Raw genomic sequence first — 23,987 nt, forward strand, 5'->3', positions numbered from 1 at the left:
TTGGCGCGCTGGCGCCGGGAAAGTGAGACAAGTGATGGCAAATGTGAATCCGATCAGCGAACAGTTCGAAACCGCCGCCGAGCTCGCGCACGGCCACAAGAAGCGCGGAAAAATCTGGGTGTATCTGATGGCGATGGGCCCCGGCCTGATCGCGGCCAACGCCGGCAATGACGCCGGCGGCATTGCGACCTACGCGTCTGCCGGCGCCTCGTACGGCTACGACTTCCTCTGGGTGATGGTGGTCATTCTCTTCAGCCTTGGCGTCGTCCAGGAAATGTGCGCCCGCCTCGGCACGGTGACGGGCAAGGGCTTCTCGGATCTCGTCCGGGAAAACTTCTCGCTGCGCATGACCGTGTTCATCCTGTTCGCCCTCCTGATCGCCAACTTTGGCGTCATCGTCACCGAATTCGTCGGCATCGGTGCAGCGGCGGAACTGTTTGGCGTCAGTCGCTACATCGCCGTGCCGGTTTCTGCGGTGCTGCTCTGGGTGCTCATCACGCGCGGTTCGTACAGCCGGGTCGAAAAGATCTTCCTCGTCCTGACGCTGGTCTTTCTCAGCTACATCGGCTCGGCGATCCTCGGGAAACCCGACTGGCACGAGGTGGTCGGCCAGATCGTGACGCCGCAGATCAAGGAGGATCCGGCCTGGCTGACACTGCTGATCGCGCTGATCGGCACCACGATCACGCCGTACATGCAGTTGTACGTTCAGTCGGCGGTCGTCGAAAAAGGGGTGAAGCCCAGCGAATATTCCTTCACACGCTTCGAAGTATGGGCCGGAACTTTTTTTGCCGTGGCCATTTCCGGATTCATCATCATTGCCACCGCCGCGACCCTGTTTCCGATCGGCCAGGCAGTCGAGACCGCCGCCGACGCCGCACAGGCCCTGGCGCCGATTGCCGGGCAGTACGCCAGCCAGTTGTTCGCCATTGGTCTCCTCGGCGCCTGCCTGCTGGCCGGTGGCGTGCTGCCGCTGTCGACGACCTACGTGATGAGCGAGGCCTTGGGCTTCGAGCGCGGCGTGTCGTTCTCGTGGCGCGAGGCACCGGTCTTCCAGGGAATGTTCACCGTGCTGCTCGGGCTGGGCGCCGCCTTGGCGCTGATCCCCAACCTGCCGGTCATCCAGGTGCTGCTCGGCGTGCAGGTGCTGCAGGGTCTGGTGCTGCCGATCGAGCTGTTCGCCATCCTGACCTTGATCAACAACGTCGAGCTGATGGGCAAGTACGTCAATCGCAGGGCCTACAATCTGGCGGCGTGGACGATTGCGATCGTCGTCAGCCTGCTGTCGCTGACGCTGATCGTACTGACCGTGCTCGACTGGTTCGGCATCAAGCTGGGCGGCTGATCCTTCACGGAAAAGACCGCTGGCAACGGCCGAGGAAGAATAGTGGGTGGCGCCGCGCGGCGCCACCCCCGGGCAACGAACGAGTTGGACGTGGAATCGTTCGCGAAAGGCGTTGCCGCACGCACCCGGACAGGCGAAAATCGCCATCTCGGCCAACGATGGGCCAAGAACCGCTCGCGCAGGCTGATCGCACCTCCGGCCAGAGCGCGTATGCCCCTGTGCAAGACGCAAGGCGATGACGACAAACGCCGGTTTCAACCGCTTCGCGCCACGCGCGGCTGGCGCGGTCGGCCCGAATCGTTGGGACGTTCTCCTGCTGCCACTGGTAATCGGCACGCTGTTCCTGATCACCTGGGGCAGTGGGAAAATGAACGCGCCGTATGTTCTCGGCACGCCGATCCCGATATCCCTCGAACCGGGGAATCTGCCCGAGTATGCCCTGCGTACGACGCTGCGCATGACGCTGGCCATGCTCGGATCGCTCGCTTTCGCGCTTCTTTACGGCAGCCTGGCGGCAAAATCGGTGGCCGCCGGACGGGTTCTCATCCCGCTGCTGGACATTCTGCAATCGATCCCGATCCTCGGCTTTCTGTCGATCAGCGTCGTCGGTTTCGTCCGGCTCTTTCCCGGCAGCATGCTGGGCCCGGAACTCGCGGCGGTCTTCGCGATTTTCACGTCGCAGGCGTGGAACCTGACGTTCAGCTACTACGCCAGCCTGCGCATGGTCCCCCGCGATCTGTATGAGGTTTCGCGGATGCTCAAGCTCTCGCCGTGGCAGCAGTTCTTTCGGCTGGAGGCACCTTACGCGATGCCTGGCCTGATCTGGAACATGATGATGTCGGTCGCTGGCGGCTGGTTCTTCGTCGTCGCCTCGGAAGCAATCACGGTTGACAACATGAGCATTCAGCTTCCCGGGATCGGCTCGTACATCGCGCTGGCAATTCGCAGCGAGGATCTGCCCGCCGTCGGTTACGCCATTCTCGCGATGTTCATCGTGATCCTGGCGACCGATCAACTGTTGTTCCGCCCGTTGGTCGCCTGGGGCGAGAGGTTCAAGTTCGAGTTCACCGAAAACCAGCGTCCGCCGCGCTCGTGGTTCCTGTCGCTACTGCGCCGTGCGCAGTTCACGCGCATGTTCCTCGCTGCGGTGATGCGCGGAATGGTGGTTGTCCAGCTGGTCTCGGCGCTGCTGGCGTCGAGGCAGGCGCGGCAGGCCTTTGCCTGGCCGCGGCGACTGCGCTGGAGCGTGGACGGCGCGCTTCTCGACCGCTACTGGAACGCCCTCGTGGTGATGGCAGCGGCGGCAAGCACGTTCGCGCTGATTCGTTTCGTGCATGCGGCGGTCAGCTTCCAGGAGGTCGGCCAGGTGTTGCTGCTCGGATTGATCACCGGCGCGCGCGTGCTGCTTCTCGTCGCACTCGCCTCGCTGCTCTGGGTACCCATCGGCATCTGGATCGGACTCAACCCGCGCATCGGCCAGCCGGCACAACCGATTGTCGTCCTGCTCGCGGCATTTCCGGCCAACCTGTTCTTCCCCGTCGCGATTTCCGCTATCGTCGGCTTCCATCTGGATCCCGAAATCTGGCTCAGCCCGCTGATGATCCTCGGCACCCAATGGTACATCCTGTTCAACGTCGTCTCGGCCGCCGCCGCCCTGCCGTCGGACCTGCAGGAAGCAGCTGCGAACATCGGCTTGCGCGGGGGAATGCGGTGGACCCGGCTGCTCCTGCCGTCGGTCTTTCCGTCGTATGTTACCGGCGCGGTCACCGCCTCCGGTGGCGCCTGGAATGCCAGCGTGGTTTCCGAGCTGGTCAATTGGGGCAGCACCAGCTTGAGCGCGACCGGGCTGGGAGCCTACATCGCAACGCAGACCGCGGCCGGCGATTATCCACGCGTCGCCCTGGGGGTCGTCGTGATGAGCTTGTACGTCGTCCTGTTCAACCGTGTCGTCTGGAAGCGACTGTACATGATGGCCGAACAGCGCTTCAGCTTCGTTTGAGGGAATCGCCGAATGGAAAGGGAGCCCCTGCTCGAACTGCACTGCGTCGGCAAGACCTTTCGCTCTGGCGACGGCGGCGCAAGCCCGGTACTCGAAGGCATCGATCTGTGCGTCAACCCTGGCGAGATCATCGTCCTCTTCGGCCGTTCGGGCTGTGGCAAGTCGACGCTGCTGCGAATCATCGCTGGCCTGACGCCGGCGACGATGGGCGAAGTGCGCTACAAGGGGCAGCGCGTGACGCGACCGCAGCCGGGAATCAGCATGGTGTTCCAGACCTTTGCTCTGTTTCCGTGGCTGAATGTGCAGCAGAACGTCGAACTCGGCCTCGAAGCCGCCGGCGTTCCCGCCGAGGAACGTCGACGGCGCGCCCTGGAAGTGATCGACATGATCGGTCTCGACGGCTTCGAATCGGCGTATCCGAAGGAGCTCTCGGGAGGCATGCGCCAGCGCGTGGGTTTTGCCCGGGCACTGGTGGTACATCCCGACGTGCTGCTGATGGACGAACCCTTTTCCGCCCTGGACGTACCGACCACCGAGGCGCTGCGCCATGACCTGATGGATCTGTGGACAACGCGCCAGATCCCGACCCGGGCGATGCTCCTCGTATCGCACAATATCGAGGAGTCGGCGCTGGTCGCCGACCGCATCGTGATCCTCCACAACAATCCCGGCAGCATCAAGAGCGAGATCCGGGTGCAGCTCAAGCATCCACGTGATCCGGATTCACGCGCTTTCCGGCTGCTCGTCGAACAGGTTTACGCGGCCATCTCGTCGACGGGCGCGGCACAGCGGCGCAAGCTCGGTGTCGGGTACCGCCTGCCGTCGGCGACCGTCGGCCAGATGATGGGAATTCTCGAACGCCTGAACCTTCCGGGCAACGCCGGCGGACTCGGCCTGTCGGTTCTGGCCGAGGTGATGCAGATGGAGGTGGACGAGTTGTTCCCGATCATCGAGGCGCTCGAACTGATGGTATTCACGCGCACCAACGGGCAACGCGTGGAGTTGACGCCAGCCGGAAAAACCTTTGCCGAAGCCGACATCCTGCAGCGCAAGATCATTTTCGGAGAGCAATTGCTGCAGAGAATTCCTCTGGCGACGAACATCCGCCATGTCCTGGAAGAACGCAGCGGTTCACGCGCGCCACGGTCGCGTTTCCTGCGCGAGCTCGAGGATCACCTGAGCGAGGAGGAAGCGGAACGGGTGCTGGGCGTCGTCACCGACTGGGGGCGCTACGCGGAAATCCTCGCCTATGATGGCGACACCGGAACCTTCAGTCTCGAAAATCCGGGCAGCGAGGACCTTGCGGATACCCCTTGAGGCCCCGCTCTCCCGCGCGTCGCGGGCGGCCATCGACCCGCAACACAGACCGCGACCGATTGCCGCAGGTCGGCCGAACGTCCGCGGTACGGCGTAGAATCTCGCGCTTTGCTGGCTGCACGGCAAGGTAGCGAGAAATGCCTCAGATCGATCAGGGTTCGCCGCAGATGCTCCGGCAAGGCAAGGCCAACCCGCTGCCGCGCCTGCTCGCGCTGCGCCGGATCGAAGTGCTGACGCAGACCACAGTGCTCTTTCTGGCGGTGGCCTGGCTGAAGATTCCACTGCCCGTCGTGCCGATGACCGTGGTCATTGTCGTTCTTGCCGCCATCAACCTGGCCAGCCGGTGGCGCGTCGAACACGGCGGGCCGGTCTCGGCCGGCGAGGTCTTTTTCCACCTGACGATCGATGTCGGCGCGCTGGCATGGCAGCTTTACTTTGCCGGTGGCTCGGCCAATCCCTTCGTCTCGCTCTTTCTGCTGCCACCCACGCTTGCCGCCGCGCTGTTGCCTGCCCGACATGCGTGGGGAATGGCGGGAATCACCCTGCTCGTCTACACCTTTCTGATGTTCTGGAACCTCCCGCTCCCGCCGCCGCAGGGTAATCTGGCGGAGTGGGACGCACTGCTCGCCCGCGCCGCCGGTGGTGCCGGCGAACATGCCGCGCACGCCAGCGGCTTCGCCCTGCACGTGGTCGGCATGTGGCTCAATTTCGTGATCAGCACCGGTGTCGTGGCCTTCTTCCTGACACGCATGGCCGCGGCGCTCCGGGAACGCGAACGCGAGCTGGCGGCGGCCCGCGAAGCGGCTCTGCGCAACGAGCAGATTCTCTCGCTGGGAACCCTCGCCGCTGGTGCCGCGCATCAGTTGGGGACGCCGCTCGGCACGATGGCCATCGTCCTCCGCGAACTTGAACTGAACCATGAGCGTGATCCCGAGCTCAGCGAGAGCCTTCTGCTGCTGCGCCAGCAGGTCGAGCGCTGCAAGCAGACGATCTCCGAGATTCTCGCTTCGACTGGCCAGGGTCGCGACGAAAATCTGCGTTCGCTGCCGGTCGACGCCTATCTGCAGCGTCTGCTCGACGACTGGCAGATCATCCGCCCGCAGGCCGTGCTGCACGTGACGCTGCAGGGAGAACAGCCGGCCCCGGCGATCGCCGCCGAACGGACGCTGGCGCAGGCGCTCCTCAACCTGCTCGACAACGCTGCCGATGCCAACGCCGCCAGCGCGGAAGCGCTTCACTTTCTCGCCCGCTGGGACACCGGCAGTGTCCGGGTGGAGATTCTCGACCGCGGCCCTGGACTCCAGTCGGAGACCGCGCAACGCCTCGGCGAAGCCTTTTTCAGCACCAAGACCGGCTCGGGCGGACGCCCCCGCGGGATCGGCATCGGTCTGTTTCTCAGCAATGCCACAATCGAGCGCCTGGGCGGCAGGGTCGAGTTGTTCAACCGCGATGATCCGCGCGGCGGCGCGTGCACCCGCGTCACCCTGCCGCTGCGGCCGGCCTGAAGGAGCGACGACATGCTCAAGCCAATTCTGCAACCGCCCGACGACGAGCGAACGACGCTGCTCCTGGTCGATGACGACGACGCTTTCCGGCGCGTCCTGGCACGCGCCCTCGATCGGCGAGGATACGCCGTGACCGTCGCCGCCAACGTCGAATCGGCCCTCGCCAAGGCACAGGCGCAGGCGCCCGAGTGCGCCGTGGTCGACCTGCGCATGCCCGGTCCTTCCGGCCTGGTGCTGGTCGAGAAACTGATCGAACTCGATCCGAACACGCGCATCGTCATGCTCACGGGCTACGCCAGCATCGCCACCGCGGTCGAGGCGATCAAGCTCGGCGCCATCCATTACCTCGCCAAACCCTGTGATGCCGATCAGGTGGTTGCGGCACTCAACAGGGGCGGCGCCGGCGACTCGGCGATTCCGCTTGCCAGTTCCCCGCTGTCGGTCGATCGGCTCGAGTGGGAGCACATCCAGCGCGTGCTGAGCGAGAATCGGGGCAATATCTCGGCCACCGCGCGCGCCCTGAAAATGCACCGTCGCACGCTACAGCGCAAGCTCGGCAAACATCCAAGTCCGGAATGAACATGACCGACGGCACACCTGCCACCCCGGCACGGATGCGAATCGACAAATGGCTATGGGCAGCACGCTTCTACAGGACGCGTTCGCTCGCCGCACAGGCGATCGCCGCCGGCCACGTCAAACTCGACGGCCATACGGTGAAGGCCGGTCGCGACCTGCACATGGGTGCCTGCCTCGAAATCGCCATCGGCGACCTGGTCTGGACAGTCGTCGTCCGCGGCTTCAACGTCCAGCGTCGTCCGGCCAGCGAAGCGCAACTGCTTTACCAGGAAACTCCCGAGAGCAGCGCGCGACGTGCCGCGAATCAGGAGGCGCGGCGACTCGCACCGGTCCCCGGCAGCGAGCTGCGCGGACGTCCGACCAAGAGAGACCGGCGGCAGATCCGAGGATTCAACGAAAACTGCTGATCGCAGGCAAGCCCTCCCGGTGCAGTTGACGCCCGTCGGCCAGCCCGGAATACTGTGCCTGTCCTTCCCGACCTCGCTTCGACAATACGAAGTGCCTTGCTCCGACCCACGAAGCCCGATGAAAACGCTGATCGCCACTGCCACCAGCGACCCGAATTCCGGCCAGGTGACCGATGCCGTCGCCTCGCAGATCGAGAGGCTGCCCAATCTTGGCCCGAAATCCAGCGCGATGCTCGCGCGGGCGTCCATCCGTTCGCTTGACGAGTTGCGCGAAATCGGCGCGGTGGCGGCCTACGCGCGGGTCAAGCGGGTCGATCGCACGGCCAGCCTGAACCTGCTGTGGGCGCTGCAGGGGGCCTTGACTGGCGAGCCATGGCAGAAAGTCGCGCGTGAGCAGCGCAGCAGCCTGTTGCTGGCACTCGAAGTCGAGACAAAGGGCCCCTGAGGACAACGCCCCGATGCCGCGCACCCGCCCGCAAGTGAAGGCTTTCGCAGCAAGCGGGCACCACCGCTCGCGCACCATTCCGCGATGAGCCATCGACTGCTCCCCGACTGCGTCGTCGTCGTGCATCTGCTGTTCATCGGTTTCGTCCTTTTCGGCGGCCTGCTGCTGCGGCGCTGGCCCGGACTGGCGGTGGCCCACCTTCCCGCCGCCTGTTGGGCTGCGCTGGTAGAGCTGTACGGCTGGGAATGCCCGCTGACACCGCTGGAAACGGGCTGGCGACAGGCCGCCGGCCAAGCCGCCTACCGCACAAGCTTCGTCGAGCACTATCTGCTGCCGATCCTCTATCCGGCCGGACTCACGCGCGGCATCCAGATCGCTCTGGCGGCGCTGGTGATCGTGGTCAATCTCGCCGCGTATGGATGGCTTTGCCATCGACTTTGCGGGAAGCGAGGGATGCCGAATTCGGATCGGTAGGCGTGTGGCGACACGCTGCGCGAACTTTCCTTCGCCCTCGGCCCCCGCCTTCGCCGTCAATCCGCCTTGCGCTTGGCGCGCGGGTGCGACTGATCGTAGACCGCGGCCAGATGCTGAAAGTCGAGGTGCGTGTAGACCTGTGTCGAGGAGATGCTCGCGTGCCCGAGCATCTCCTGCACGGCGCGCAGATCGCCCGAAGACTGGAGCACGTGCGAGGCGAACGAATGGCGCAGCATGTGCGGATGCACCCGCGCTGGCAGGCCCTGCAGCAAGCCGCGCCGCTGCAGGCGGAGCTGGATCATGCGCATGCCGAGACGCTTGCCGCGCTGGCCGACGAACAGGGCGACTTCGTCTGCCGCCGCGATCTGGCTGCGCTGTGCCGCCCATGACGCGACCGCGGCCCGTGCCTTGCTCCCCACCGGGACGATGCGCAGCTTGCTGCGCTTGCCGAGGACGCGCACCTCGCCGGCCAGCAGGTCTTCGAGACAGGAAACATCGAGCGCCGCGAGTTCGGCCAGGCGCAGACCGGAAGAGTAGAACAGCTCGAACATCGCCTGATCGCGCAGTGCCAGCAGGTTTTCGGTGTCGGCTGCCAGCAGGCGACCGGCTTCGTCGGGCGACAGAGCTTTCGGCAGCGCTTTCGGGCTCTTCGGCGCGCGCACGCCGTCGACCGGATTCTGACTCGTCTCGCCCTGCCGGCCGAGCCAGCGATAGAAACCGCGCCAGGCGGAAAGGACGCGCCCCAGTGAACGGCCGCCGAGCCCACGGGAATGCAACTGTGCGACGAAGCGGCGGATGTGCTGCGTTTGCAGCGTGGCGAAGCTGCATTCCCCGGCTGCTCGGGTGGACCTGCCGGACGACTCGTCGATCAGGCGGCACAGCAACTCGAGGTCATGCCGATAGCCCTTGACCGTGTGCGCGGACAGCCGGCGCTGCTGCGCCAATTCGTCGAGATAGGCAGCGACGCTGCCGTTCATCGCACGCGATTCAGCTGAGGACGCGCGCCAGGGCGGCCGACGCCATTTCGCCGAGACGTTCGAGATAGATCGTCCCCATGCCGGCGTAGAAGCGCTCGTGGTCCTCGCTGCCGAGGGCAATCATGCCGATCGTCCCGCCGCCGTTGCGCATGGCGATCAGCCCTTGCGAGCGGACATGGGTGGACGCCTCGCCAAACCATGACGAGGTCTCGAAGCCCGCGGTCGAACCGCAATACGGTTGCACCAGCGTTTCGGCAAAAGCCTGCAGGTCATGGCTGACGTCGGCAAATTCGGGCAATTCCCCGCTCCCCTCGGAGCGATACCACAGACGTAGGGCGACGTGCGGGACCGCGAAATCGTCGCGCAGGTGAAAGTTCAGCGTGTGCAGGACCGACTGGAAGCTTCTCGCGGCAATCAGCGCTACCGCCAATCGATGCATCTTTTCGCTGATCGCGTCGTTTTCTTCGCCGAACTGCAGCAATTCGCCCATCTTTCCTTCGAGTTGCCGGTTCTTGTCGCGCAGCGCCAGCATCTGGCGCTCCGTGATCGAAATCGTGCGCCCGCCGTGCGGGTGCGGAACGACCATGTTCGCCACCAGGTCGGCATGCTCCTCGAAAAACTGCGGATTGTCCTGCAGATAGCTCGCGACTTCTTCCGATCTCATAAATCGATTTCTCCCTTGAAGACGGTAATGGCGGGACCCGTCATCAATACCGGCGTGCCGTTGCCGCGCCAGGCAACGAACAGCACACCCCCACGCATTTCAACGCGCACGGGCGAATCGAGCAGGCGGCGCGCGATGCCGGCAACCACTGCGGCACAGGCGCCTGTTCCGCAGGCCAGCGTTTCTCCCGCGCCACGCTCGAAAACCCGAAGGCGGATCGCGTGCCGATCGAGCACCTGCATGAAACCCGCGTTGACCCGCTGCGGAAAGCGCGGGTGCGATTCGATCAGCGGCCCCAGCCGCGCGACTGGTGCGGTATCGACGTCGTCTACCAGCTGCACCGCATGCGGATTGCCCATGCCGACTGCAGTGATCGCGAGTTCTTCGTCAGCGACCGTCAGCCTCTGCACCAGATCGTCGCTGGCACTGTCGAAAACAATCTGCGCCGGTGTGAAAACCGGCACTCCCATTTCGACGGTCACGCTGCCGTCCTCCTCGAGTCGGGGAACAATCACCCCGGCGAGAGTTTCGACGCGGATCCCGCGCTTGCTGCTGAGTCCTTCCTGATGGACGAAACGGACGAAGCAGCGCGCCCCGTTGCCGCATTGCTCGACTTCGCCGCCGTCGGCGTTGAAGATCCGATAGCGAAAATCGACGTCCGGCTGACTGGGGCGTTCGACGACCAGAATCTGGTCGCAGCCAATTCCGAAATGGCGGTCAGCCAAGAAGCGTAGCTGCTCCGGCGTCAACTCGACCGGCTGGCGAATGCCGTCGAACACGACAAAGTCGTTGCCGAGTCCGTGCATCTTGGCAAATCTGAGTTTCATCGTGTCGGGGGATTTCGCGCCGTGCTAGAAGAGCGACTTCGCCATTATAAAGTCGTCCATGACGAAGTCGTGCCCTATATCGACGCAGACGGCTTCACGGACGGCAAAGCCATGCCTGCGATATGCGGCAATGGCCCGTTCGTTGCGCTTGTTCACCGCCAGGACCAACGTGCTGCAACGACTCGCCAGAGCATGGCCGGACGCCTGGTCGATGAGTCGGGCGCCGACACCGATCCGCTGTCTGCGCGGGTCGACGTAAATCTTGTCGATCTTCATTTCCCCTGCTGCAGTGATCAGGCACGACGAAAAGCCGGCCAGTTCGCCATCGACCATCGCCTGATCCCACCAGATCCCGGGCATCGTCAATTCCTCGACCATGCGCGAGGGGTCGTAACGTTGCTCGAGCATGAAGTCGATCTGTTCCTGGCTGATGATTCCGGGATAGGTATGCTGCCAGACGACGCGCGCCAGCGCCGCAACGGCGCCGATGTCGGCCGGGGTGACCGGGGAAATCGAGATGTCCATGAAAGCTCCTGAATGCCTGCCGCGCCGCCCGGGGACCAGGTTGCCCGCACCGTCGGTATCTGACGACTCTTCCTACATCGTGTTCCAGAGGCTGCAGTAGCCGTTCGGCGAGATTTCGTCGTCGTTCGGGATGAGTTTGCAACTACCCAGGTCCGTGTCGGTCTTGCCAGGGAGGAACTCGAGGCAAGTGCTGCAGTTCTTCCCGTCCATGGGAACATCCTGGTATTTCACTTTCGTTCGTACCGCTGGATTCGAACTCGCTCTGGCCTCACGCGTGACGGCAATCAGGGGAACCAGGGCAAGCGCGATACCGGCGGACTTCATCAAGCGGCGACGGTTGAGGTTGGTGTTCATGACGAGTCAGGGCTCTCCGGCAAGCAAGGAGGGAATGAAAACAGACCGTGGCGGATCGTACAAGTTCTGCGCCAACCATCATTCCCGATTCACTTCGATCAGTGGCTAGTTGCCGCGGAACTGTGGCTTGCGCTTTTCGCGGAACGAGGCCAGTCCCTCCTCGTAGTCGTGGCTGTCGTACACCACCCGGCGCAGCCCCTGCATCCGCTCGAACAGTTCAGGGGTGATCGAACGTGCGCTGGAGAGCAGGCGCAACTGCTCCTTCATGACCGAAATGCTCAACGGCGAATTGCGGACGATCTGGCCGGCAAGGCCGTAAACGAACGCGTCGATTTCTTCTACCGGTTTGATGTAGTTGATCATTCCGAGGTTCTGCGCCTGCGAGGTGGGAATCGGTTGGGCGGTGAACAGCATCTCCTTGGCGACCGGCAGCGGGATCATGTTCATCAGGGTCAGCAGGCCACCGAGGTTGTAGGGAACTCCGAGCTTGGCCGGGGTGATCGCGAAAGTGGCCTCGGGTGTCGCCACGAGGATGTCGCAGGCCATCGCGACCTCGCAGCCGCCACCCCAGACGCCGCCTTCGATCAGTCCGAGAACGGGCGCCGGGAATTCCTGGATCGCCCGGATCAGCACGCGCAGCGGATCGGCCCAGCCGAGCGGATCACGGCCCTTGTCCGGCAGTTCGCTGACATCGTGGCCGGCCGACCAGACCTTGCTGCCGGCTGGCGCGCGCAGCACCACGGCGCGGATGCCCTGCTCGCGAAAGGCGTCGAGGACGGTAGTGATCTCGTTGATCAGCGCTTCGCTCAGGGCATTGCGCTTCGCCGTATGGTTCATCACGATCGTACCGATCGCATCCTGTGTTTCGGTGATGATCAGCGACATGTCTTCCTCCTTCTTGGTGGGTATATCGATGAATGCCCTCCTCCGGCATTCGCCATCCATCCGGCCCGGACGCGGAAAAATCCACCCCCGGCCACCAGACAACTTCGATCGCAGCCGAGGCAGGTCCTCAGCCGGTGGTCAGTCGATCGCGCAGTTGCTCATATTCCGCGATTACCTGCGCGCCGAGCAACAGCACCGTGGCCGCGATTTCCATGCTGAACATGGCCACCACCGCAGTCGCCAGCGGCCCATATACGAGACTCGCTTTCGACAGCGTCGTGAAGAACCAGACCAGGATGCGGCGGATCACTTCCCAGATGAGTGTCGCCGTGCAGCCGCCGAACAGCGCGTGTCGCAAACGCAGGTGGCCCACCGGCATGACGAGGTAGATCGCGGTGACGATCAGCACCTCGACGCTGAGACCCAGCAGGTAGAGTAATTCGCCCGCGAAGCCGCCGAGCGACCAGTCGCGACCGAGGAAGTGCAGACTTGCGCGTGCGATTGCCTCGAGCGCGATCGAGGCGATGGTCACACCGAGCAAGGCGACACCGAGCAGCAAGACGAAGCAGTAGGGGAGAACTGCGGAGGTCAGGAAGTGGCGTTGTTCCAGCGCTGCGCGATGGGCAAAGATGACCGCCATCGCCTTTTCCAGCACCGAGAAGGCGAGCGAACTGAAGAACAGCATGGTCACCAGCAGGACCGCCCCGATCGTCGCCCGGTTTTCGAGGAAGACCGACACTTCCTTGAGGAAGGTTCGTGACTGACTCGGCACCACCCACTCCAGATAGCGCCCGATCGTTGCCAGCAGTTCTGCCTGGCTGACCAGCTGCGAAAGCGCGATCACCGACAGAATCAGCAGGGGCACCACCGACAACAGCGCGTAATAGGCAATCGCCGCCGCCAGCAGCAAGCCCTGGTTCCTTTGGAAGCTGCCGAGCGTCCGCAGCGCAAAGGCTGCCGGGTGCTTGATGACTTGCGCGGTGGACCGGCTGACGGCTGGCATTCTCAATGGCGATCGCTGGCGGTTGATCCGGACGAAAGATTCGGGGCATTGCCGCGAGTATGCATCACAATGTCGCTCGCAGGCAGCAGATTCGGCCGACGTGCCGCCCGCTGCGCTACACTCCACGCTGCGATCCAAGCGGGAGGCGGGCGTGCGCACAGAGGATCTCGAAATTCTCGAAGAGGAGACCTGCTACCAGGGCTTCTACCGGCTGCAGCGCGTTCGCCTGCGCCACCGCCTGTTTGCCGGTGGCATGAGCCCGGCGATCGTGCGCGAAGTGATCGAGAGAGGGGACGTCGCGGCAGTGCTGCTCTACGACCCGCAGCGCGACGAAGTCGTGATGATCGAGCAGTTCCGCATCGGGGCCCGCAACGATGCGCGCGGGCCCTGGCTGCTGGAAGTCGTCGCCGGCCTGATCGAACCCGGCGAAACGCCACCGGCAGTCGCGCGCCGCGAAGCATGGGAGGAGGCAGGGTGCGCGATCACCGATCTGCTGCCGATCAGCGAGTTCTACAGCAGTCCGGCCAAGACCTCGCAGCGCACCCATCTCTACCTGGGACGCATCGATGCCAGCGCTGCCGGCGGCATTCACGGTCTGGCGGCAGAGGGCGAGGACATCCGCGTCGTCCGCCTTGCCGCCGAGCAGGCGATCACCCTTGCCGAACAGGGAAGGACCGACTCCGCCTGGCCGCTGATCGCCCTGTTATGGTTCGCCCGTCACCGGGAGGCGGTGCGCAGGCGCTGGCTGGCCGAGGCCTGAACGCCGCCCGGGTCGACTGCTGTGCGTGCCTGGCGGCCCCAGCACCGTCGCTCACGCGAAGCCCCGCTCACGGGCAAACTCGGCCAGCAACCCGCGCGCCGCCAACTCGCAGAGGTCGACCGCACGGTCGAATCCCGATTCCGCGCCGTAGTACGGATCGGGAATCTCGGAGATGCCGAGATGCGGCGCATAACTGAGGAACAGGCCCAGCTTGGTGCGGCTTTCCTCCGGGCACAGACGTCTCAGCACAGCCAGATTGGCTTCGTCCATCGCCAGAATGCGGTCGAAACGATCGAAATCGGCTTCGATGACCGAGCGCGCGCGCAGCCTCGACAGATCATAGCCGCGCCGCAGCGCCACCCGCCGGGCGCGCGCATCCGGCGGCTCGCCGGCGTGGTAATGACCGTGAGTTCCCGCCGAGTCGAACTCCAGCAGCGCTGCCAGACCCTGACGAAGCGCCAGCGTGCGCGTCACCGCTTCGGCGATCGGCGAGCGGCAGATATTGCCCATGCAGACAAAGAGAATCCGGAATCGCTCGGCCACTGCCGCCCTCCTCAGCAAGAAGCGAGCTCGGCGCTCGCGCCTGTGCACATCGGCCGGCTACTCGATCGCACCGCCACCACCCCCGGGAAACAGCTCATCGACGAATCCGAACCGAGTGAAGTCGCGGATCCGCAGCGGATAGAGAATGCCGTCGAGATGATCGCATTCGTGCTGCACGACGCGCGCGTGGAAGCCATCGACGCTGCGGTCGATCGATCGCCCGCGCGCATCGAAACCGGTGTAGCGCAGCCTCATCCAGCGCGGCACGGCGCCGCGCAGGCCGGGTACCGAGAGGCAGCCCTCCCAGTCCTCCTCGATCTCCGCGGAAAGCGGCGTCAGTACGGGATTGATCAGTACCGTGCGCGGAACCGATGCGGCGTCCGGATAGCGTGGATTGCCGTCGACGCCGAAAATCACCACCCGCAGATCGACGCCGATCTGCGGCGCGGCGAGACCGGCGCCGTCGAGATGGCGCATGGTGTCCTCGAGGTCCGCGATCAGCGCGTGCAGTTGCGGTGTATCGAACTGCCGCACCGGCCGGGCTTTCTGCCACAGCCGCGGGTCGCCCATCCTCAGCACCGGTCTAATCATTGCTAGTCAGCATCCTTTCGATAATCGCACCGACGCGCAGCATCGCCTCTTCGAGAACGGCGTGGAGGGCGTCCATGCTCACTCCCTGGCGGCTATCGCCCCGCCCCGCCGCGTGGTTGGCGACCACATTGATCGCCGCATAGGGTATGCCCAGTTCGCGAGCCAGCACCGCTTCCGGCATTCCGGTCATGCCGACCACGTCGGCACCGTCTCGCTCGAGGCGGTCGATCTCGGCAGCGGTTTCCAGACGCGGACCCTGCGTTGCCGCATAGACGGCGACGCCACCGATCGTAACGCCGATTGCCGCTGCCGCCGCCCCGATCCGTTGGCGTAGTTCGCGATCGTAGGGCTCGGTGAAATCGACGTGCGTCACGGCGCTGAGCGGCCCCTGGTGGTAGGTCGACTCGCGACCCCAGGTGTAATCGATGATCTGATGCGGCATCACCAGATCGCCGGGACCCAGGTCGGAACGGATGCCGCCGACCGCTGCCACGGCGACAATGCCGACCGGCGCGCAGGTGCGCAAGGCCCAGAGATTGGCCCGATAATTCACCTGGTGGGGCGGGATCGTGTGCTCGTCGCCGTGCCGCGCCAGGAATACCAGCGACCGCCCGCCGAACCGGCCGAAGCTTAGCGCCGCAGAGGGTTCGCCGTACGGCGTCCGTACCTGCGTGCGCTCGACTACTTCGAGCCTGGCCAGGCGAGTCATGCCGCTGCCACCGATGACCGCGAGCATGTCAATTTCCGCGCATCGCGTAGATCGCCGGCAAATTGCGCCAGGCACCGCGCACGTCCATGCCGTAGCCGAAAACGAAGCGATCGGGAACGGTCAACGCGACGAAATCGGCCTGGATCGGCTTTCGCCTGCCGTTCATCTTCTCGGCGACGACCGCGGTGTAGCACGCGGCGACTTCGAGCTCGAGCAGGCGATCACGAATCGCCGCCAGCGTCACTCCCTCATCGAGGATGTCGTCCACCACCAGGACGGTTCTGCCGCGCAGCGGAAGCGCCGGTTCGACCCGCCAGGACAGCACGCCGCCGCTGGTCGCCTGACCGTAGCGCGCGACCTGCACATAGTCGAAATCGAGCGGAAAGGTCAAACGGGTCATCAATTGCCCGGCGAAAGGCATACCGCCGTTGAGCACGCAGAGCAGCACCGGATTGCTCGTGCGCAAGCGCACGGTGATTTCCCGGGCGACACGGTCCACCGCGGCAGCGACGGTATCGGCCGGGTGGATGATGTCGGCCGACGCGAGAATCGCCAGCGCCTGTTGCGGATCGATCATCGGTTCTCCCGCCTCGCCAAGAGCTGCGCCGCCTCGACGGCGTGACGATGCCGGTGCCTGGCCGTGCCAAAGCCGTTCATTGCGTCGCCTGCTCCACGCCGAGCAGACGCAGCAGCTGCGCCTCGTCGATTACCGTCAGCCCCAGGGTGCGAGCCTTTGCGAGCTTGCTGCCGGCGTCGGCGCCAGCGACGACGAAGTCGGTCTTTGTCGACACCGAAGCGCTGACCTTGCCACCAGCCGCTTCGATCCTCTCCCGCGCCGCCTCGCGCGTCATTCCGGGCAAGGTACCGGTCAGCACGAAGACCTTGCCAACCACCATGCCAGCGCTCGCAACCATCGCCTCGCCCTCCTGCCATGTGACTCCCGCAGCGCGCAACTGTTCGATCACTTCGAGGTTGTGGGGCTCGCTCAGGAACTGGCGAATGCTTTCCGCAACGATCGGACCGACTTCGGGGACCTGCAGCAATTGCGCCACATCGGCCGCGAGCAGGCTGTCAAGGCTGCCGAAGTGGCGCGCCAGATCGCGCGCAGTCGCCTCGCCGACGTTGCGGATGCCGAGCGCGTAGATGAAGCGTGCCAGCGTCGTCTGCTTGCTTTGCTCGATCGCCGCCAGAAGATTGTTCGCCGACTTGTCGGCCATCCGTTCGAGATTGGCCAGCGCCAGCAATCCCAGTCGATAGAGGTCGGCCGGGGTGCGCACGATCGCGCCATCCACCAGTTGTTCGACGAGCTTTTCGCCGAGCCCCTCGATGTCCATCGCCCGCCGCGAGGCGAAGTGCAGCAGCGCCTGTTTCCGCTGCGCCGGGCAGAACAGGCCACCGCTGCAGCGCGCCACCGCCTCGTCGGCCTGGCGGACGACGCGCGAGCCGCAAACGGGGCAGGCGGTCGGCATGACGAATTGGCGGACGGCCGCAGTACGCCTCGCGGGCAGCGCGCCGACGACTTCCGGAATCACGTCTCCGGCTCGGCGAACGATGACCGCATCGCCGATGCAGAGGTCCTTGCGCCGGATCTCGTCCTCGTTGTGCAGAGTGGCGTTGGTCACCGTCACGCCACCGACGAATACCGGCGCCAGCCGCGCCACTGGCGTCAGCGCACCGGTCCGCCCGACCTGAATCGAGATGTCGAGCAGTTCGGTGACCACTTCCTCGGCCGGAAACTTGTGCGCCAGCGCGAAGCGCGGCGCCCTCGAGACGAACCCGAGACGATCCTGTGCGGCCAGATCATCGACCTTGTAGACGACGCCGTCGATGTCGTAGGGCAAGGACTGGCGACGCCCGCCGATCCCCGCGTAATATTCGAGCAGGCCGCTCAGACCGCTGACCCGGCGATGCTCCGCAGCCACCGGAAAGCCCCATTGGGCGAGCCGGTCGAGCAGGGCCGAGTGCGTCGCCGGCAGGTCATCGCCCGCGGCCGCGCCGATGCCGTAGGCGCAGAAGCGCAGCGGGCGCGTCGCCGTGATGCGCGGGTCCAGCTGGCGCAGGCTGCCGGCAGCGGCATTGCGCGGGTTGACGAACTCCTTTTCGCCGCGTTCGCGCTGCCGCGAATTCATTTTCTCGAAATCGCTGCGCCAGAGCAGCACCTCGCCGCGCACGTCGATCACTGGCGGCCAGCGACTGCCGTGCAGGCGCAACGGAATGCTGCGCACGGTACGCAGATTGGCCGTCACGTCCTCGCCGGTCCAGCCGTCGCCGCGCGTCGCGCCGCGCGCCAGGACTCCACCTTCGTAGGTCAGACTGACGGCAAGACCGTCGAACTTGGGCTCTGCCGAATACTGGACCTCGCCGGCGCTCGCCAGGCCATCGCGCACGCGGCGGTCGAAGGCAGCCACCTCCTCTTCGGAAAACGCATTGTTGAGCGACAGCATCGGCGTCGCATGCACGACCGCGGCAAACTCCGGCAGCGGCGCGGCGCCCACCCTCTGCGTCGGCGAATCGCTGGTCACCAGTTCGGGATGTTCGGCTTCCAGCGACTGCAATTCACGGAACAGCCGGTCGAACTCGGCGTCGCTGATCAGCGGCGCGTCGAGCACATGGTAGCGATGGTTGTGCTCCTCGATCGCGGCCCGCAAGGCCTGCACACGCTCGCTGAAAGGCATGCAGAGCGTCCGTTTCAGGAGAACAGCCGCTGCGCCAGGGCGCCGCCGGCCGTCAACTGGCGCGTCGCCATCGCCGTCTGGTACTGCACGATCTGGCGCCGGATAGGCTCGATGGCATTCTCGGACAGCGGGCGCCGATTGTCGTCAACCAATGCGCCATGCAAGGCGTCGGCAAAACGCCGCGCCAATTCGACCATCTGCGTCAGGACACGATCGCCATTGGCAACCCGCGGAACGTCGAGCAGGAAGGTCACTCCATGCGTCGTCATGGTCCGCATCGACTCGGCCGAGAAGCCATTCGCTTCCTGGTTGGTCAGGACAAAGAGCAGCCTGCCATCGTCGTCACGACGGGAAAAGCCGCCCTCGCCATCGATCACCATGCCTGCCGATTCGGCCAGTGCACGCAACTTGGTTCCTGGAAAAACCTGCCCTTGGCTGATCACGTTGACGCCGATCTGAATATCCACCCCGGCGCAAAATTCGTCGAGCTGCGCGGCCAGTTGCAATGCCGGATCGCGCAAAGGCAACTCGGCAAAGCCCATCAGCTCGGTGGCCAGGTCCTGCATGGCGAGGTGGAAGATCGACAGATCGCTGTCACGGACCGGACCCTTGCGGTCGACCAGCTGCAACCCGACGCGAATGTGCCGGTACGTGCTGTCGCTGTCCTCGACAATCGGCTCCCACTCGTGCGCCTGTTCATTGAAGCCGATCCAGTGCACGGGTTTGGCCAGTCGTGCCAGAGCGGAGCGCTGCGCGGTGCAGATCTGATACGCCGCCGCCGGCTCCGAGACCTCGATCGCGGCAATGTAGTCGATCGTCGGCGACAATAGACAAAGCGAGGCCGTCGGCTGCCTGGCCTCGGTACGTGCTTCGTCGGCATTCGCTAGCCACTCGTCCGCCTCCGCCACCGCAGCCCGCACTGGCCGTTCGCCGGCCAGCAGGAAGGCAGGAACCTGCTGCGCATTGCGTGCGTCGGCGTGTCCCTGCCGATCGCTCGCCCGGTCGTCCGCCTCTGGCTCGTGCCGCAACAGCGGCTCGACCCGCTCTGCTGCCGACCCTGCATTGACCGAATTCCGCTGGGCCGCCGCAGCGACCTCGGCAGCCACGGTTCCGGCTACCTCTTCCGTTTCGTCAGCCACCGACTCATCGAGGAGAACGTCTGCCTGGCGGGCGCTCAACAATTCCTCGGCGAGTTTGCGGTGCTTGTGTTCCTGCCACCTGTTGTAGGCCAGCACGCCGAACACGGCGACCCCGCCGAGGCCGATCAAACCCATCTGCAAGTCGGTCATGTCAATTCCTAAACGAGTTGCTCGCGCAAGCGCAGCGCTTCTTCCATATCGACTTCGACGATGCGCGAAACGCCGGATTCCTGCATGGTCACCCCGACGAGCTGCTGCGCCATCTCCATCGTGATCTTGTTGTGGCTGATGAACAGAAACTGCGTGTGGGTCGACATCCGCCGCACCATCGCGCAGAAACGCTCGGTGTTGGTATCGTCAAGCGGCGCGTCCACTTCGTCAAGCAGACAGAAGGGGGCCGGATTGAGCTGAAACATCGAGAACACCAGCGCGATCGCCGTCAGCGCCTTCTCGCCGCCAGACAACAGATGAATCGTCGAGTTCTTCTTGCCCGGCGGTTGCGCAATGACCTGCAGGCCGGCATCGAGAATCTCCTCGCCGGTCATGATCAGGCGCGCCTCGCCGCCGCCGAAGAGGACCGGAAACAGTTCGCCGAAACTGCGGTTGACGGAGTCGTAGGTGCTCTGCAGCAGGTCCCGGGTTTCCCGGTCTATCCGGCGAATCGCATTCTCCAGCGTTGCCATCGCCTGCGTCAGGTCTTCCGACTGCGCATCGAGATAACCCTTGCGTTCGCGCGCCGCCTCGAGTTCGTCGAGCGCCGCCAGGTTGACCGCGCCGAGAGCCTCAATCGAGCGCTGCAACGCAACAATCGCGGTTTGCAGCCCGGGCGCGCGCACTCCCGTCAGCTCGCTCGCCAGCGACGATTCGTCGGCGTTCGCCTCGCGCAACTGCGCCGCAAGCTGTTCGCAACCGAGGGCTGCCGCCTGCTCCTTGAGCCTGAGTTCGCCGATCCGGTCGCGCAGCGGGTCGAGGCTCTGCTCAACCTTCAGACGCTCCTCGTCGAACGCACGCAAGGCGTTCGCCGCCGCCTCCAGGGCGTCGCGCGCATGCGCCAGCGCATGTTCACGGCCGACGCGATGGTCGAGCGCTTCCTGCAGGCGAGGTTCGAGGTCTTCCGCGTGCAACGCCGCAGCACTTTCTTCGCAACGCGCCAGTTCCTCCTCGATACGTTCGAGCTGCCGGCGCGCAAGCTCGCGATTGCTCGCCAGCTCCTGCCGCTTGTTGCGGCATTCGCGTTGTGAGAACTCTGCCTCACGCAGTTCACGTTCGGCGCTGTTGACCTGCTCGCGCTCGTCGCGCAACGCGCGTTCGCTCTGCTCGAACGAGGCGAGCGCGGTGTCCATCCCCGTTTGCAGTTCCACGAGCTGTGCACGCTGCAGGTCGATCGCCTCCTCGGCGAGCAGCAGTCGCTCGCTCTCGCTCTCCTCCTCGACCACCATCTCGGCCAGACTGGCGTCGATTTGCGCCTGCCGCTCACGGAAACGTTCGCGTGCCTGCGTCAGTTTCAGCGTTTCCACCTGGAGGGCGTGCGCGCGATCCTGCAGGCCAGCCAGTTGCTGCTGCGAGTCGTGCAGCGCCTGCTGAGCTTCGGCAAGACGCGCTTCGGCTTCGCCGAGAGCGCCCTGCACCTCGGCAACGCTTTCTTCCCGTGCGGCAATCACCTCCGCCAGAGAGTCGATTTCGCGCTGGCGCTCGAGCAGTCCATGCCCGACGCTGTCCGGGGCGAACAGCGTGATGCTCTGGCGAGTGACGATGTCGCCAGCGGGGGTGACACAGCAGGCGCTCGCCGGCAACTCGCTGCGACGCGCCAGAGCGCTGGCCAGATCGGGAGCACTCAGTACCTCGCCCAGCCACTCGGCAAGAATCGCCGCCCACGCCGAATCGTCGCAGCGGATTTTTGCCAGCAGAGGTTCTTCGACCAGCGTTGGCGCGCCGGCGCCGGGCAGTGGCAGCAACAGGGTCAGTTTGCCGGCCGGCCGATCCCTGCTCCATGCCGGGTCGGCACGGTCGGCGGGCAGCGCTGCCAGGCGCTCGCGGAGGATGGCTTCGACCGCATTTTCCCAGCCGGCTTCGACGTGCAGCGATTTCCACAGCGGTTCGCCATGTTGCAGACGATGCCGGCGCAGCCAATCGTCGAGCTTGCCGTCGACCTGCAGGCGCTGCTGCAGTTGCTGTAGCGCGCTACGGCGAGCGCTGGCCTCGGCGCGCTCCTTCTGCGCGTGCTGGACTTCGCCCAGCAATGCGCGCCGCTGCTGTTCCAGGCGCGGCAGCTCCAGTTGCTGCTCCTGCTGCCTTTCGCGTGCTGCGCCGATGCGCTCGCGCAACTCGGCCAGTTCCTCCTGCCGGTCGACCAGTTCGCCATCATCCGGCACGGGCAGCGCCTGACGTTCGACCGCCAGCCGGTCACGGCGACTGCTGACGATCTGCAGCGAACGCTGCGCGTGCCCACGATTCGCCTGCTCGACGTGCAGCCGTTGTTCCACCTGGGCAATTTCGCCGCGCTGTCGATTGACTGCTGCGAGCGCGGCAGCGTGCCTCTCCTCGGCCAGCGGCAAGCGTTCCAGGCAAGCTTCACGGCGCCACAGTCCCTGCTCGACGCGCTCATCGGCAAGCGCCGACAGACCCTGCCAGCGTTCGTCGTCGCTTGCCAGGCGCACTGCCTGCTCCTGCCAGTGCGCACGATCGCCGGTCAACTGCGCCAACCGCGTTTCGTACTCGCGTCGCGATTCGCGGCGATGGCGAATTTCTGCTTCCAGGCGTGCCACTTCGGCATTGGCAGCGAACAGGTCGCCCTGCGCCGAATGCACCCCGTCGCTGGCGGCGAAATGCGCTTCGCGCGCCTGCTCGAGTTGCGCTTCGAGATCCCGCAGCGCAGCGTTGCGTCGTTCGAGTTCGACGCCTGCCTGATCGACCTCGCGCGCCAGACGCTCACGCTCGAGTTGCGCCTCATTGCGCCGCATCAGCCAGAGCAACTGCTGCTTGCGCGTCAGTTCGTCGGTATACGCGCGATACTGGCGGGCAACGCCCGCCTGCCCTTCGAGACGTTCCATCTGCGCCGCGAGTTCGAGGCGGATGTCCTCGACTCGGGCCAGGTTCTCGCGCGTGTCGGCCAGTCGGTTCTCGGTTTCCCGGCGCCTTTCCTTGTAGCGGGTGACGCCGGCAGCCTCTTCGAGAAACACACGCAATTCGTCGGGCTTGGCCTCGATGATCCGCGAAATGGTTCCCTGGCCAATGATCGCGTAGGCGCGCGGACCGAGGCCGGTGCCCAGGAAGAGGTCGGTCACATCCTTGCGACGGACATGCAGGTTGTTGATGTAGTACTCGGACTGTCCGTTGCGGGTAAGCAACCGCTTGACCGAGAGCTCGGCGTACTGCGACCACTGCCCCGCCAGACGACCGAGCGAATTGTCGAAAACCAGTTCGACGGCAGCCCGCGAGACCGGCTTGCGCCCTCCCGATCCATTGAAAATCACGTCCTGCATCGATTCGCCGCGCAGTTCCGAGGCTTTCGATTCGCCGAGCACCCAACGCACGGAATCGATCACGTTGGACTTGCCGCAGCCATTCGGGCCGACGACGCCAACGAGCTGGCCAGGCAGGGCGATCGTCGTCGGATCGACGAAGGACTTGAAGCCGGCGAGTTTCAGTTTGGTCAGGCGCATCAACTAGAGCGCCGCGGCCGTGTCGGGGGCGATCGGTAAGAGCATGGTGTCGAGCGGGCGTCACCCGGCAGATCAAGCCGCAGACGACCCCGAGATATTCCTGCGGAATGCCATTGGAAACGCTTATAATAGCATTCCGCCTGCCCGATTCGTTTCCCCCCGGACAACACTCGGAAGAACAATGAACACACAGCCGGCCGAAACGCTCGAAACCTTCCCCAATCCGGCTCCGCATCGGGATTATCACATCCACATGGAGATCCCGGAATTCACCTGCCTGTGTCCGAAAACCGGGCAGCCCGACTTCGCGACTCTGCTCCTCGACTACATCCCCGAACAGACGTGCATCGAGTTGAAGAGTCTCAAACTCTACATCTGGTCGTTCCGCAACAGCGGCTGCTTTCACGAAGATGTCACCAACCGCATCCTCGACGATCTGGCCGGCGCCACCCAGCCACGCTACATGCGCCTGACCGCCCGCTTCTACGTGCGCGGCGGCATCTTCACCACGGTCGTCGCCGAACACCGGCAGCCGGGATGGACGCCGGCACCGCTGGTACAGCTCGCCGCTTTCGGCAGCCAGTCGAACACCCGGGGCTGAG

General features: G+C 64.9%; 24 protein-coding genes. 10 read left to right on the forward strand and 14 right to left on the reverse strand.

Annotated features, from left to right (window positions below; all coding sequences use genetic code 11):
- Positions 1–34: 34 nt before the first annotated feature.
- The 8 genes from NFV80_RS00650 (at position 35) to NFV80_RS00685 (ending at position 8,071) form a co-directional block, all read left to right on the forward strand.
- On the forward strand, positions 35–1,345 hold the full coding sequence (locus tag NFV80_RS00650; RefSeq protein WP_295324552.1) for an Nramp family divalent metal transporter: 1,311 nt from the start codon (positions 35–37) through the stop codon (positions 1,343–1,345).
- A 235-nt stretch (positions 1,346–1,580) separates the two neighbouring features.
- Positions 1,581–3,344 carry an ABC transporter permease subunit gene (locus NFV80_RS00655; RefSeq protein ID WP_295324549.1) on the forward strand — a complete coding sequence of 588 codons (1,764 nt, stop codon included), beginning with the start codon at positions 1,581–1,583 and terminating at the stop codon, positions 3,342–3,344.
- Positions 3,345–3,356: 12 nt separating this feature from the next.
- Positions 3,357–4,661 (forward strand): nitrate/sulfonate/bicarbonate ABC transporter ATP-binding protein, encoded by a 1,305-nt coding sequence (locus tag NFV80_RS00660; protein WP_295324545.1) that lies wholly within the window; start codon positions 3,357–3,359, stop codon positions 4,659–4,661.
- A gap of 137 nt (positions 4,662–4,798) precedes the next feature.
- Entirely contained in the window at positions 4,799–6,166 is a 1,368-nt protein-coding gene (locus NFV80_RS00665; protein ID WP_295324542.1) for an ATP-binding protein, read from the forward strand.
- A 12-nt stretch (positions 6,167–6,178) separates the two neighbouring features.
- Entirely contained in the window at positions 6,179–6,745 is a 567-nt protein-coding gene (locus tag NFV80_RS00670) for a response regulator transcription factor (RefSeq protein WP_295324539.1), read from the forward strand.
- Positions 6,746–6,747: 2 nt separating this feature from the next.
- Positions 6,748–7,152 (forward strand): S4 domain-containing protein, encoded by a 405-nt coding sequence (locus tag NFV80_RS00675; protein ID WP_296757491.1) that lies wholly within the window; start codon positions 6,748–6,750, stop codon positions 7,150–7,152.
- A 118-nt stretch (positions 7,153–7,270) separates the two neighbouring features.
- The gene (locus NFV80_RS00680) at positions 7,271–7,597 is read left to right on the forward strand and encodes a TfoX/Sxy family protein (protein WP_295324533.1); all 327 of its coding nucleotides are present in this window, start codon (positions 7,271–7,273) and stop codon (positions 7,595–7,597) included.
- Positions 7,598–7,681: 84 nt separating this feature from the next.
- Positions 7,682–8,071, forward strand: a complete 390-nt coding sequence (locus tag NFV80_RS00685; RefSeq protein WP_295324530.1) for a DUF2784 domain-containing protein — start codon at positions 7,682–7,684, stop codon at positions 8,069–8,071.
- A gap of 56 nt (positions 8,072–8,127) precedes the next feature.
- Here NFV80_RS00685 and xerC read toward each other — a convergent pair whose 3' ends face one another.
- The 7 genes from xerC to NFV80_RS00720 all read right to left on the reverse strand — a co-directional run bounded on the left by xerC (position 8,128) and on the right by NFV80_RS00720 (position 13,306).
- Positions 8,128–9,048 (reverse strand): tyrosine recombinase XerC, encoded by a 921-nt coding sequence (xerC, locus tag NFV80_RS00690; RefSeq protein WP_295324526.1) that lies wholly within the window; start codon positions 9,046–9,048, stop codon positions 8,128–8,130.
- A gap of 10 nt (positions 9,049–9,058) precedes the next feature.
- A complete protein-coding gene (locus tag NFV80_RS00695) occupies positions 9,059–9,712 on the reverse strand; it encodes a DUF484 family protein (protein WP_295324523.1) in 654 nt (217 codons plus the stop codon).
- The gene (gene dapF / locus NFV80_RS00700) at positions 9,709–10,539 is read right to left on the reverse strand and encodes a diaminopimelate epimerase (RefSeq protein ID WP_295324519.1); all 831 of its coding nucleotides are present in this window, start codon (positions 10,537–10,539) and stop codon (positions 9,709–9,711) included. The genes NFV80_RS00695 and dapF overlap by 4 nt, the downstream gene beginning before the upstream one ends.
- 24 nt (positions 10,540–10,563) lie before the next feature.
- Complete coding sequence (locus tag NFV80_RS00705) at positions 10,564–11,064, reverse strand: GNAT family N-acetyltransferase (RefSeq protein ID WP_295324516.1); 501 nt, start codon at positions 11,062–11,064, stop codon at positions 10,564–10,566.
- A 72-nt stretch (positions 11,065–11,136) separates the two neighbouring features.
- The gene (locus NFV80_RS00710) at positions 11,137–11,418 is read right to left on the reverse strand and encodes a high-potential iron-sulfur protein (RefSeq protein WP_295324513.1); all 282 of its coding nucleotides are present in this window, start codon (positions 11,416–11,418) and stop codon (positions 11,137–11,139) included.
- A gap of 105 nt (positions 11,419–11,523) precedes the next feature.
- On the reverse strand, positions 11,524–12,303 hold the full coding sequence (gene scpB, locus NFV80_RS00715) for a methylmalonyl-CoA decarboxylase (RefSeq protein ID WP_295324510.1): 780 nt from the start codon (positions 12,301–12,303) through the stop codon (positions 11,524–11,526).
- Between the two features lie 127 nt (positions 12,304–12,430).
- Positions 12,431–13,306 carry a YihY/virulence factor BrkB family protein gene (locus tag NFV80_RS00720; RefSeq protein WP_295324507.1) on the reverse strand — a complete coding sequence of 292 codons (876 nt, stop codon included), beginning with the start codon at positions 13,304–13,306 and terminating at the stop codon, positions 12,431–12,433.
- Between the two features lie 151 nt (positions 13,307–13,457).
- Here NFV80_RS00720 and NFV80_RS00725 point away from each other — a divergent pair, with 151 nt between their 5' ends.
- On the forward strand, positions 13,458–14,066 hold the full coding sequence (locus tag NFV80_RS00725) for an NUDIX domain-containing protein (protein WP_295324505.1): 609 nt from the start codon (positions 13,458–13,460) through the stop codon (positions 14,064–14,066).
- A 51-nt stretch (positions 14,067–14,117) separates the two neighbouring features.
- Here NFV80_RS00725 and NFV80_RS00730 read toward each other — a convergent pair whose 3' ends face one another.
- The 7 genes from NFV80_RS00730 to smc form a co-directional block, all read right to left on the reverse strand.
- A complete protein-coding gene (locus NFV80_RS00730) occupies positions 14,118–14,609 on the reverse strand; it encodes a low molecular weight protein-tyrosine-phosphatase (protein ID WP_295324502.1) in 492 nt (163 codons plus the stop codon).
- 57 nt (positions 14,610–14,666) lie between these two features.
- Positions 14,667–15,200, reverse strand: a complete 534-nt coding sequence (gene def, locus NFV80_RS00735; protein WP_295324499.1) for a peptide deformylase — start codon at positions 15,198–15,200, stop codon at positions 14,667–14,669.
- Positions 15,193–15,936, reverse strand: coding sequence for an S-methyl-5'-thioinosine phosphorylase (locus tag NFV80_RS00740; RefSeq protein ID WP_295324497.1), 744 nt, complete (start codon positions 15,934–15,936; stop codon positions 15,193–15,195). Before NFV80_RS00740 ends, def begins: the two co-directional genes overlap by 8 nt.
- A gap of 1 nt (position 15,937) precedes the next feature.
- Complete coding sequence (locus NFV80_RS00745; RefSeq protein ID WP_295324494.1) at positions 15,938–16,486, reverse strand: hypoxanthine-guanine phosphoribosyltransferase; 549 nt, start codon at positions 16,484–16,486, stop codon at positions 15,938–15,940.
- A 76-nt stretch (positions 16,487–16,562) separates the two neighbouring features.
- Positions 16,563–18,584, reverse strand: coding sequence for an NAD-dependent DNA ligase LigA (ligA, locus tag NFV80_RS00750; RefSeq protein ID WP_295324491.1), 2,022 nt, complete (start codon positions 18,582–18,584; stop codon positions 16,563–16,565).
- A gap of 14 nt (positions 18,585–18,598) precedes the next feature.
- A complete protein-coding gene (locus NFV80_RS00755; protein ID WP_295324490.1) occupies positions 18,599–19,873 on the reverse strand; it encodes a cell division protein ZipA C-terminal FtsZ-binding domain-containing protein in 1,275 nt (424 codons plus the stop codon).
- A gap of 8 nt (positions 19,874–19,881) precedes the next feature.
- Positions 19,882–23,385, reverse strand: a complete 3,504-nt coding sequence (smc, locus tag NFV80_RS00760; protein ID WP_296757498.1) for a chromosome segregation protein SMC — start codon at positions 23,383–23,385, stop codon at positions 19,882–19,884.
- A 181-nt stretch (positions 23,386–23,566) separates the two neighbouring features.
- On the opposite strand from smc, the gene queF reads away from it, so the two are divergent.
- A complete protein-coding gene (queF, locus tag NFV80_RS00765) occupies positions 23,567–23,986 on the forward strand; it encodes a preQ(1) synthase (protein ID WP_295324485.1) in 420 nt (139 codons plus the stop codon).
- Position 23,987 lies beyond the last annotated feature (1 nt).

Source organism: Accumulibacter sp., assembly GCF_023806565.1.
Lineage (GTDB): Bacteria > Pseudomonadota > Gammaproteobacteria > Burkholderiales > Rhodocyclaceae > Accumulibacter.